The sequence below is a fragment of the Haploplasma axanthum genome (genome assembly GCF_900660745.1).
Lineage (GTDB): Bacteria > Bacillota_I > Bacilli_A > Acholeplasmatales > Acholeplasmataceae > Haploplasma > Haploplasma axanthum.
Genome location: NZ_LR215048.1, coordinates 1492453 through 1505393, shown reverse-complemented (window position 1 = coordinate 1505393; position 12941 = coordinate 1492453). Strand labels below are relative to the sequence as shown.

The 12941-nt window shown below is 26.1% G+C and carries 8 protein-coding genes; 7 read left to right on the top strand and 1 reads right to left on the bottom strand.

The genetic code is table 11. From position 1 onward, the window contains the following. The first annotated feature begins 139 nt into the window (after window positions 1-139). From EXC62_RS07100 to EXC62_RS07080, 5 genes are all read left to right on the top strand, one after another. Window positions 140-1783 carry a M28 family metallopeptidase gene (locus tag EXC62_RS07100; RefSeq protein WP_026389969.1) on the top strand — a complete coding sequence of 548 codons (1644 nt, stop codon included), beginning with the start codon at window positions 140-142 and terminating at the stop codon, window positions 1781-1783. Between the two features lie 71 nt (window positions 1784-1854). Further along, entirely contained in the window at window positions 1855-2430 is a 576-nt protein-coding gene (locus EXC62_RS07095; RefSeq protein WP_035375507.1) for a DUF975 family protein, read from the top strand. A gap of 106 nt (window positions 2431-2536) precedes the next feature. Beyond that, window positions 2537-2974: a MarR family winged helix-turn-helix transcriptional regulator gene (locus tag EXC62_RS07090; protein ID WP_026389968.1), complete on the top strand. Its 438-nt coding sequence runs from the start codon at window positions 2537-2539 to the stop codon at window positions 2972-2974. After that, window positions 2961-3662, top strand: coding sequence for an ABC transporter ATP-binding protein (locus EXC62_RS07085; protein ID WP_026389967.1), 702 nt, complete (start codon window positions 2961-2963; stop codon window positions 3660-3662). The genes EXC62_RS07090 and EXC62_RS07085 overlap by 14 nt, the downstream gene beginning before the upstream one ends. Continuing rightward, window positions 3656-6046 carry an ABC transporter permease gene (locus EXC62_RS07080; RefSeq protein ID WP_026389966.1) on the top strand — a complete coding sequence of 797 codons (2391 nt, stop codon included), beginning with the start codon at window positions 3656-3658 and terminating at the stop codon, window positions 6044-6046. Before EXC62_RS07085 ends, EXC62_RS07080 begins: the two co-directional genes overlap by 7 nt. A gap of 6 nt (window positions 6047-6052) precedes the next feature. Here EXC62_RS07080 and EXC62_RS07075 read toward each other — a convergent pair whose 3' ends face one another. Beyond that, window positions 6053-9760 carry an AMP-binding protein gene (locus EXC62_RS07075; protein ID WP_026389965.1) on the bottom strand — a complete coding sequence of 1236 codons (3708 nt, stop codon included), beginning with the start codon at window positions 9758-9760 and terminating at the stop codon, window positions 6053-6055. Window positions 9761-9876: 116 nt separating this feature from the next. Here EXC62_RS07075 and EXC62_RS07070 point away from each other — a divergent pair, with 116 nt between their 5' ends. Then, a complete protein-coding gene (locus EXC62_RS07070; protein WP_026389964.1) occupies window positions 9877-11460 on the top strand; it encodes an InlB B-repeat-containing protein in 1584 nt (527 codons plus the stop codon). A gap of 301 nt (window positions 11461-11761) precedes the next feature. Further along, window positions 11762-12931: an aminoacetone oxidase family FAD-binding enzyme gene (locus EXC62_RS07065; protein WP_026389963.1), complete on the top strand. Its 1170-nt coding sequence runs from the start codon at window positions 11762-11764 to the stop codon at window positions 12929-12931. Window positions 12932-12941: the final 10 nt, after the last annotated feature.

Below are 12941 nucleotides of genomic sequence, written 5' to 3'. Positions count from 1 at the left end.
TATTAAATATTTTTTTGGTTGAAGCAATATCAAAAGTGTATTGCTTTTTCGTTTTTATAGATAGATAATATAAAAAGATTTGACATTCAAACTAAATTGTTGTAGAATTAATTTCATGAGAAAGAAAGAGGAGAAAATGATGCAAAAAATAAGTTATCTTTTAACAAAAAGATTCGCAACACTATCACTTATTATAGTGTTAGTTTTATCAATGTTTGTATTATATACACCAAGACCATCAGATAGTAAAGATGAGTCAAGATTTAGTGCTGTAAGAGCAGCAGAACATATTGAAGTAATATCAAGAAAGCCACACTCTTACTATGATAGAGATGAGCATGAAGAAGTTAGACAATATCTTAGTGATACATTAACTTCATATTTTGGAGCAACAAATGTTCATGAAATGAATTATTCTGTTGAAGAAGTTAAAACAATTATTGACGAGGATTTACCATATGAAATAAAAAACATTTATGGTGTTCTAAAAGGTGAAAATGAAGAAGGTATTGTCTTAATGGCACACTATGATTCAAGAGGCCATGTAGGTAGATACGGTGAACAAGGAAGATCTTATGGAGCAATGGATGATGGATATGGAGTTTCTACAATGTTAGAAATTGCATATTTATTAAAAGATTTAAATCCAAAGAACAGTGTGTATTTCTTATTTACTGACGCTGAAGAAGTTGGTTTATATGGAGCAAGATTAGCAGCTAAAAACACAGAATTCATGAAGAATGCTAAATTTGTTATTAATTTAGAATCACGTGGACGCTATGGAGCAACTTATATGTTTGAAACATCAAACAATAATTCAAAAGTTATGGATTTATATAAAAAAGCTAATTATCCAGTAACATATTCAATGGCAACCGCAGTTTATAGTGTAATGCCAAATTATACAGATTTTACACCATTTATTGAAACAGGAATTGCAGGAGTTAATTTTGCAACTCTTGCAGGATTAGATAATTATCATACACCACTAGATTCATATGAAAATATTAATTTATCATCAATTCAACATATGGGAACACAAGTTGAACCAATGGTAAGAGAATTTATAAGTGATGCTAAGTATGTTGAAGAAGGTTATTTTACTTCAAAAACTAATGATGTATTCTTTACATTGTTGCCAAATGTTTTAATTACTTATAGTCAAATGTTTGCAATAATTTTGAGTATAGTTTTATTACTTGGTTATGTTGCAGTTCTATTCTTTAGTGTTAAAGAAGAAGCGGTAGATAAAACAATTGTTACTAAAACATTACCAAAAGGTTTATTGCTTACTGTAATTTTTGTTATTACTAGTTTAATATTTAGTAATATTGTAGCATTTCTTGGAAAAGTTCCATTCAGTATTACATATACAAGAGTTTCAAATACTGAAATACCAACACTTATATTAATGTTAGGATTTGTATATGTATTATTTAAACAAATTAAGAAAAGTAATCCAAATAAAGTATTACTTTTAGGAACAGGAATTAATGTATTACTTGCACTTGTGACAACTTTTACATTAGCAGGAGCATCATTCTTGTTTGCAGTAACAGCATTATTTGGTTTAATAGCATTAGTAAGTGATCGTGTTTCAAATAAGCTAGTTAGAAATATTATTTTAACAATTGCCTATGCAGTTCCACTATTAATAATAATTCCATTGTTATATTCATTCTTTATGGCATTAACAGTTGGTGGAGTAGCATTACTTGCAGTATTATTAATTATTAATGCAACTGTATCTTTACCAATTATAATTAAACAATTCCAAAACTAGTTTTTATCAAATTCCTTTTTATAGCGACTCAAATAGATTATAATAAGAGTATAAAAAAGAGGAGGATTAGTATGGAAAGTAGAGATTATAAAAAACAAGCATGGGAAATGCTTAGAACAAATTATTGGTATATTCTCTTAGTTATTGTTATATCATTTGTAATTATAGGAATATCATCATTTGTATTTTGGCTATTTGCGGGACCTTTATTTGTAGGAGTAGCAGGTTTTGTTTTGAAGTCATATAGAAATGAAAAACCAGATTTGGTTGAATTATTTGTTCCATTTCAAAATAAATTCTTGTTGTCATTTGTTTCGTTTGTATTGAAAAGAGTATTTATATTCCTTTGGGCTTTATTGTTTATTATTCCAGGGATAATTAAAGCTCTTGCATATTCAATGACAGAATTAATCATTGCCGATAGTAATGAAGAACTAACAGCAACAGAAGCAATTCAAAAGAGTCAAGAGTTAATGCATGGTAATAAAATGAAATTATTTATGCTATATTTATCATTTATTGGTTGGTACATATTAGGTATTATTACACTTGGTGTTGGATTAATATTCTTACAACCATATGTTGAAGCAGCAAAAGTTGCATTCTACTTAGATATTAAAGATCAAGATATTGAAATTATTGAATAAGTGAAAAAATGTGAAGAACGCTAAATGCGTTCTTTTTTCTTGTAAAACAACCAAACAAGTTATATAATTCTAATGGTTAACAGTATTAACTAAAAGGAGTGGTACAATGAATGAAACGAAAATTAGAAATGATTTCAGAGATTCATTAATAGAAATTTATAATTTTAAAATGATTAATACGTTTTTACAATTCTTACAAGGCGAACAAGCAGTTTTATTTGCTTTAAAATTTAATATAGATAAGCAGCCAAGTAACATTAGTAAACATTTAGGCTTTACTAAAAGTAGAATGACATCAATAGTTAATAAGCTTCTATCTAAAGGAATGATTACAGTTAGCAAAGATGAAAAAGATAAAAGAAAACAAATCCTAAATCTTACTGAAAAAGGCGATGACTATATTACGAAAAAAGTTCAATCAACAAATATAATTCTTGATTCTTTTTTTGATAAAATGGGAAATGATAAAATTATTGAATTTACAAAGTTACTTAAAGAAACAATTAAACATATGAATGAGGTGGAAAAGTATGTCAATAATTAAACTTAACAATGTTAATAAGCAATTTAAAGTTGGTGATACAATCATATTTGCTAATAAAGACATTTCTTTTGAAATAAATGAAGGTGAATTTGCAGTTATTCTAGGACCAAGTGGTGCCGGTAAGACTACACTACTTAATATTTTAGGAGGAATGGAATCTCCTACAAATGGCGATGTATTAGTTAGTGATGTGAATATTGCTAAAATGAATGAAAAAGAATTAACATTGTATCGTAGAAATGATGTTGGATTTGTTTTCCAATTTTATAACTTAATGCCAAATCTTACAGCAAAAGAAAATGTTGAAATTGCTGTTGAAATAACTAAGGATCATCTTGATGTTGAAAAAACGTTAGATGATGTTAATCTTGGTCATCGAGTAAATAATTTTCCAGCGCAATTATCTGGGGGAGAACAACAAAGAGTTGCAATAGCAAGAGCACTTGCTAAGAATCCTAAATTACTTTTATGTGATGAACCAACTGGTGCTCTAGATTATGAAACAGGTAAAAAGATTTTAAAACTTTTATATGATACATCAAAAAAATATAATAAAACAATAGTTGTAGTTACACATAATCAAGCTATTAAAGATATGGCTGACAGAGTAATTACGGTTAAAAACGGCCAAATTCAAAGTAATATTATAAATACAAATCCAATGAGTATTGAGGATATTGAATGGTAATGAAAAAAACATTTTGGAAAAATAGTTTTAAAACAATTAAACACAATATTAGCCGTTTTTTAGCAATGTTTAGTATTATTCTTTTAACATCAGGTGTAATTACTGGATTATTAGTTGCCGCACCAAACTTAGAAATGAGTATGACAGAAAAATTTAATGATGTTAATTTAGCAGATATGTATGTAACATCAACATTACCTTTTAATGATGAAAATATTGAAACTCTAAGAGCTGATTTTAAAGACGTAGAAGGAGTTTTCATGAATGATGTTTTAGCAATCGTAAACAATGTTACAACAGTTCAAAGTATTTTATATAATTTAGATATCGAAAATCAAAAGATTAATAGATTGACATTAATTGATGGTGAATATCCAAAGGATGAAACAGAAATTCTTGTTCAAAGGGAAACATATTATTTGAAAGAATTTAGTGTTGGTAGCAAAGTAGTTATCAATAATATTGAATATTCAGTATCAGGGATTGTTGAAAATACTTGGTATTTTTCTAAAGAACCTGAAAGATCTGTTGAAGGTACAAATACTATTGAAGCAATTTTTTATGGATTAAAAGCTGAAAATGTTAGTCTTTATACACATCTTTTCATTACTGTAGACAAAGATAAAAGCATGAATCAATTTAGTAATTCTTATACTAATTTAATCGACGATGAAATAATCAAATTAAATGAAAAACTAATCGACATTGATAAACAAAAACTTGAATTTTATGGTTTTGAAGACTATGACATAAAGAATTATGTCTTAGATAGAAGCACTAACACAGCATACCAAATGTATAGTTCATCAATGAATTCAATTAGTACAATAACGCAAATTTTCCCAATCTTTTTCTTAATAGTATCAACACTTGTTGTCTTAACAACAATGACGAGATTAATTGAAGAAGAAAGACAAGAAACAGGTATTCTACGTTCATTAGGATATAAAAGAAGTGATATTTATGCAAAATATTTGATGTATGCTTTAGTATTATCAATTTTAGGCGCAGGTATTGGTTATGCTGCTGGATTTAGGTTAATCCCAGCAATTATAAATAATACCTTTAAAACAATCTTTTTTATGCCTAAACTAAATACTGATATTTTTTCATTATCCAATGTTTTATATATGGTATTTATTATTATAAGTATGGTTTTAACAACTGTATTTGCAATAAGAAAAACATTAAGACAAAATGTTGCAACCCTAATGCTTCCAAAAGCACCTAAATATGGAAAAAGAATCTTTTTAGAAAAGATTAAATTTATATGGAACAATCTAAAGTTTAAACATAAATCTAGTTTAAGAAATCTTTTTAGATACCCTAATAATTTTATTATGACAGTTTTAGGTATTGCTGGATCATTAGCTTTAGTATTTACGGGATTTGCGTTAACAGATTCGATTAAAGCGGTGTCTACAAGACAATATGGTGAAATATATAAATATGATTTTACTGTTAATATTAATGAATTAACAGATGAACTAAGTACTTATTTAGATAATAACTTTAATGATTATATAGAAATAAAAGAATTCAGTCAGTCATTAACTTCAAAAGATGGTAAAAACAAGTTTTATATAAATGTTATAATCGGTGATGAAAGATTAGAAAATTTTTATGAATTTAAAAATCGTAAAACTAAAGAAATCCTTAATTTAAATGAAGAAGGTATTCTAATAACCGAACAAATCTCAAATCACTTGAAAGTTAAAGAAAATGATACGATTGAACTTGCAGGAGTTAAAGATTTAAAAATTACTGGAATAACAGAAAATTATATGAATAATTCGATTTATATGACTTCTAAATACTATGAAGAACATTTTTCGAAAATTGAACAATTAACAACAAAGCTGTTAATTAAATCAAGTAATATTGATGATGATTTAGTTAAGGCAGACTTTGAAAAACTTGATGGTTTCTTAAGCATTTCATTTAAAAATAACGAGTTAATAGCAAAAGAACGATTATTAGGGCAAGTTAGAATGATAGCTTCAGTTATTATCTTAGCTGCAGCATTTCTAGCAATAATCGTTATCTATAATTTAACAAATGTTAATATTAGTGAAAGAGAAAAAGAACTTGCAACTTTGAAAGTTCTAGGATATAAAAATCTGGAAGTATCTAATTATATTTTTAGAGAAATAAACGTAATGACTTTTGTAGGAATTATTCTTGGAGTTCCACTTGGTTTACTATTGTTTATGTTTGTTATTGTAAATATAGATACACCAAGTATGATGATGGGAAGAAATATTTCATGGTATACATATGTTATCTCAATTGCATTAACTGTTTTATTTACAGTAATTGTTGAAATATTTATGAATACGAAAATTAAGAAGATTGATATGATCGGTGCTTTAAAAGAATTATAAAAATGTTTATTCGTTAAATATTTTGTTAGCGAGTTTTAAAAGATTCTCAAGATATTTTTTATCTAATATCGGATATGTAAAATTGACTTTTTTCAAACATGAAGTTGTTTCTAAAGAGTCAATTTTTTTTATAGAATAAATAACATCATTTCCTAAACTAACTATTCTTTTTTCCTTACTATCAATTAAATCATTAAATTTAAATGGATAAGGATTTAATATATGTGAAACTTTATTATTAAATAATAGTGTCTTTAAAATTGCTTTAGCAGCAACGTCAACTGGTGTAATATCAAATGTATAATTTGTTTGAATACTTTCCTTGCTAAGTGTTGACAACAATCTTAAAAATGCATTATCGTGAGGATTTAATTGAAATTTGTTAGTATCAAAGTTTGGCATTAAATTACCAACTCGAATAATTCTTAAATAGGGATTATTTTGATCAAAGATTCTTTTTTCAGCACTAGCTTTACTATTCAAATAAGGATTATTATATTCAATGTGTAATTTATTTGTATTTTCTTTTAATAGTTTATATGAGTTTGATAAACCTAAAGTTGAAATATGAACTAACGGAACCTCGTTCTTAATAGAATTAGAAACTAAAGAGTTTAAAAATCTAACATTAATTCCAGTTAAATTTTCATATGTATCAATATATTTTACATTACCAGTAGCATTAATAACAAAACAAATCTTAGAATAGTCAATAAATGTATTAAAACTTAGATATTCAATTCTAGATTCATCTAAAGAAGTACCAAAAAAGTCATAATAACGATTAAGAAAATCAAGATAACTAATTCTGAGTGGAATAACAATTTTTAAGTTTGTTGTCTCGATTAGTTCATTTAGTATGTGTATACCTAAAAAACCTGATGAACCATATAATAATATTTTTTTATTAGAAGTAAAAACTATTTCTTTAACTAAAAAATCGTTGTTTTGAATGTATATTTTTTTATGTTTTACAACTTTGATTTCATCAATAATATTTGCAATAGTTTTTTGAAATAAATCATCAACATTAATTTTAAGATTAAACTCTTCAAGAGTAGCAATTAAAAGAAGTGCTTTAATTGAGTCTCCACCTTTTGTTAGATAATAATCATTTATACTAATATTATCAGTTTCTAGGTTATTCATAAAAATAGTAAGTACTTTTTTTCGAAGTAATGATTTAGGCTTATAAGGGATTAAATTATGTTCAATTGTTTTTGAATTGAATTTGATTTTTCCTTCAGCAGTAATATCAAATTTTGATACTTCAACTAAATTGTTAGGAATAATCTCTTTTGGTAATGATGATATAAGATGTTCATAAAGAACACTTTTATTAACTTTGGACTTGGTGTTATAAAAAGTTGTAATTAAATTATTATTAAAAGTCGAAACTGATTTTTCAATATAATCATTTTTTTCTAGGACTCTATCAATATAAGAAAGATTTATTCTTACACCATTACGTTTTATTTCTGAATCAATTCTTCCAATATAATAAAAATGATTATGTTCATCTTGATAACCATAATCCCCTGTTTTATAGTAAATTACATTTTTGATAATAACAAATCGATCCTCATTAATACGTGCAACAGAAATACCACTTATTAAGATCTCGCCAATCTCATATTTAGGAAGAGTACTCTTATTGTTAGTAATAATAATGTTGATATTGTCGTGTGCTTTTCCAATTGGAATCTTTTTATAATCAGTTATTTCTATAGATGTAACAGCGATTGTAGTTTCAGTTGGACCATAACTATTATATAATTTTGAATTTGTGTTTTCCAAAATTACTTTGGCGATACTTTTAGTGAGTACTTCACCACCTAAGACTATTATTTTTAGATTCTTTAAGCTTTCTATTGCTCCATTTTGCCATAAATAATTAAAGACTGAAGGAGTAGTAGTGAAAAAATCGACATTATATTGTAAAAATTGGTTATTGATATATTTAGGATTTGAAAGACTATTTTCATCAAATAGTAGTAATGTTTTTTTATTTAATAAGGCAAGCATGATTTCTTCTAAACTAATATCAAAATGTAGCATTGCCACGCTTGGAATTACATTAGTATCTTTACTTTGTTGTTGATAACTGTCATGATTATTGATGTGATTTGCAACACTAATATTCTTTATGAAAACTTCCTTTCTATTCGTTGTTCCAGATGTATAGTAACGACATAAAAATTGATTTTCTTTTATAAATAGTTTTTCAGATTTAAAATTTAGAGAGTTAAAGAATTCATGATTTAAATGAAAGTAATCTTGAAGAAAATCTTGATTATATGAAGTCTTAAAAACAAAAGTCTTACCAGCTTTAATAATAGCTAGCATTGCTGCAATTGAATAAAATGATTTCTTTATATCTATTGCAACTATGTCATCTTTAATTAATAATAGTTTGTTGGCAAGTTTGTTAGATAATAACTCCAAATCATTAAAAGTATATTGAATATTATTATCAATAATAGCGATGCTATCAATTGATTGGTAGAGATTTTGATAATATAACTCAAGAACTGAGGGGATTTCATTTGATTGTTTTATTAAAAACTTTTCATCATCCAATAAATAATTAATTGACTCAATTTTAGGATTTACAACTGATTGTTTTATAAGTAGTTTAATCCGTTTGATTAAACGATTAATTTCAGTTTCATTAAAAATAGATTCTTTATAATCAAAATAAAGAATAATTTCATTGTTTTTTTCAACAATATTTAGAACCAAACTAAGTTCTAAAGAAGGATAGAAAAGAAAGTTATTTTCATAAGTGAATTTTCCATGGTCAATAACAATAACATCAAATAATTGATTTTTAATTTTTAATATCTCTTCATAAGAAATTTCTCTATTACGCAATATTTCATAATGTTTCTTCTTAAGAGAAGTGAGTAAATCTATGAAGGTAAATTCTTTGTTAATTGAAATTGATAGCGGTAATGTTTTAGCAAACATACCTAATGAATCTTTGTTTTTATAATTTCTATTATGAGTTGATGTACCAATGATTATATTATTAGAATCATTAATATACGAAATATATAAGGATATAATTGCCTCAAAGAAACATGATTTTGATATGGCATATTGTTCTGTTAAAAGATTAATCTTTTTTGACAATGAACTATCAATGGTTACCATTTTTCGTTTAGCACTTGATATACTTGAATCTAATCTTTTAAGTCTTATTGGAGTATAAATATTATTACTTAATTCTTTATTCCAAAAATCATAATAGCTATTTTTCGAACTAAGGGACGTTAATGGTCTATCGTTAAATGAGGGAGTAATATTAAACTCTAAATAACTATACAAATTATTGATAAGAAGCTTAATTGATCCACCATCTAATAATATGTGGTGTGAAACAATAATAATATTATTATCACTTAAAGCAACTTTAAAAAGAAGTGAATTATATAAACTAAAGGATTCTTCAAAGAAAGAATTCATTTCATGACTTGAAATTTTATTTACTTTAATCGTTGATTCATAATCAATGTATTGATAAGTAGAATTATTAGTACAAGTAAGTTTGGTTTTTAGGATAGGAATGGAATTAAAGTAATCAAAAATTTTTTTATCTAGATCATTAATATTTTCTGGTATTTTAAAAACTCCACCGATATTAGAAGGATAATTATTATGGATTTTTATAGCATTTAAAAAACTAGTTTGAGAATCGTTAAGACTAAACATGATTACCTCCAATTGTAAAGAAAGTGTATATATGATTATATTACCATAGATTAACAAAAATGATATTTTATTTATGTTATAATAAAACAAATAACATAAAAGGCTGGATGGAATTAATGAAGAAGATATATTTACTAATAACAATCATTTTAACACTTTTTTTAATAACTGGGTGTAAAAAAGTTGAAGATCATGCTCAAAAATATGTAGAACAAATTCAAATAACATATAATGGAAATGATTCAAGTTCAAGTGTAACAAATAATATTAACCTGATGTTAAAAACAGGAAGTTATGATATTAATTGGGTGAGTGATAATGATGCAGTTTCAATTGATAAGAATATTGGAATTGTCAAACGGATTGATACTAATGTTAATGTTAAACTAACGGCTTATGTAACAATTTCAGAAAAAGAGTATAACAAAGAATTTAATTTAATAGTTATTAAGAAAGAAAATAAATTAGAGTATAAAATTAATTTTAATTATAACTATGGAGATAATCCGGAAATAAAAGAGATTATTGTTCAAGAGGGTAATACAATTGGTTCAATTACAAATCCAACAAGAGAAGGATATAAGTTTGTTGGCTGGATGATTAGTGAATCTGAAGCTTTTGATACTAATCAAATTATTGATGGTGATTTAAACTTATTCGCTAGATGGATTGAAGAAAAAGAAGAAATCGAGATTTTTGTTGAAGACTTTGAGTTTTTAGAGGCTATGAAAAATAGTGGTAATAATTCAAGTGAATATATGGACTATGAACCATTTATAGGAAATAGTGGTGTCGAATGGGAACTAGTTAAAACAAGAATTGATTTAGGATTAAAAGCTGGAGGTAATGCTCTGACTTTTGCAGGGCGTGGTAATGGTGATGGCCCAGGTGTAGGTGGTATATATGGTAGAGAAATCGAAAAAGGAATTTCATATTTAGAGTTTGATGCTAGACTTCCTTTCTCTCCAAAATCAAAATATCCACAAGTACCTGGCGGTGATAAACCAGCAAACGTCCATGTAATAGTAAAAATCAATAATGAAGTAGTTAAAGATTTTCAATTTAAAGATGATAATGAAGCCGATAAGGGTAAGAAAATTATTATAGATAATCTAAATGTTAAAGGTACATATAGTATGTCAATTGAGGTTAGTAGTGGACATCGTTTGACTATTGATAATATTCTTTGGAAATCAAATCCAGAAAAAAATAATAGCGATGTTCCTTTTTATTCAATAGATTTTGAAACAGGTATTGATATTAAAGAGTTTGATACAGAAGAAGTTGAATACGATTTTAATGGTATAAAATATATAGTTCAAGAATTAAGAGTAAAGCCTGAAGATATTCATAATGAAAAAGAATTAGCATATATGAATGAAAGTAATGGTAATGTAGTAGGAAGACTTCGAGGAAAGGGACAAACAACATATACAGCAGTTTTGTATAATGTTAATGCCTTTGAATATGTTTCGAAAATAACATTTGATGCAAGACTTTTTGGTTCTGGTGAGTACTTTGATCATGATTTGAACTTTGTTGTTAAAATAATAGCTGCAGATGGAGAAATAATTGAGAAAATTGAATTAACAGAAAAATTCAAGAACTATGAAATCTTAGTTGATAAAGATAATGTCATAATTAAATTTGAAGTTATTGGTGGAACAATAAATCTTGATAATATTAAATATTATGGTTAAAATGCCATAAAATGGCGATTTAGTATTGTTATATAATAAAATAAATGATACAATAAAAAAAGATAAACGAAAGGAGTGAGTAACAATGGTTAAAGTGTGGATTAGAAAATAGTTGCCTGCACATATTTTTAGTAGGCACAAAAGTTAATAGATGTCACTAAAAATATACTTATACAGGGGAATTATTATTTAATTTGCCAATCATTTTTCACTCGTTTTTTTAATACGATACAATTTTGTATATTTATATGCTTTTTGACATCCAACATAAATTGGATGTTTTTATTTTTTAGGAGTAATTATGGAAAAATTAATTGTTATTGGTGGTGGGCCAGCAGGAATGATGGCTGCAATAAGCGCTAAAATGCACCACAAGAATTTAGAAGTTGTTTTAATAGATAGAAATGAAGAATTAGGAAGAAAATTAAGATTAACTGGTGGAGGAAGATGTAACGTTACTGCAAATGTTGATGACGAAGAAGTAATTGTTAATGTTCCTAAAAACGGGAAGTTTTTATATAGTAGTTTAGCAAATTTCAATCCTAAGGATATCATCCGTTTTTTTGAAAAAAACGGATGTGAATTAAAAGAGGAAGATCATTTTAGAATGTTTCCTATTAGTAATAAGTCAAGTGATATTGTTGATACATTGAAAAGAGTTATTGAAAAAGAAAAAGTGAAAATATTATTTAACACACTAGTTTTAGAAGTGACTGAAAAAGAGATAATTACTTCAAATGGTAAATATACATATGATTATTTGATAATTGCAACCGGTGGAATCACTCTTCCAAATACAGGATCAGATGGAAAAGGGCATGAGTTTGCTAAAAATTTAGGACATACAATTACAGATTTTGTTCCTGCAGAAGTACCATTAGTATCTAATGATGATTTTATTATGTCAAAAGAACTTCAAGGATTATCATTCAAAGATGTAACACTAAATATTTATAATGATAAAAATAAAATTAAAAAAAGTATTACACATGATCTATTAATTACTCATTTTGGAATTTCTGGTCCAGCTGCTCTTAGAGCTAGCTTTGAAGTTTTAAATTTGTTAGAAAAACAAAAAGAAGTTATTATTTCGATTGATTTTCTTCCAAACAATTCTAAAGAGTCACTATTAAAAGATAAAGAAGTGTTTTATAAAATACTAAAAGATAATAATATACCTGCACGTTTAGTGAAATATATTGAAGACAAATCTAAAACTTTTGAAGAAATTGTTAATATATTTAAATCATTTTTAATTAATATATATACAACAAGAGGGTTCAAAAGTGCATTTGTAACAAATGGAGGAGTAGCACTTAAAAATGTTAATCCTCAAACAATGAAATCTAAAATTAATAACAAAATATCTTTTTGTGGTGAAGTTTTAGATATTAATGCCTATACAGGTGGATTTAATATTACATCAGCATTATCAACTGGATATACTGCTGGTAAAAATATTTTTAATTAAGAGCATTCGG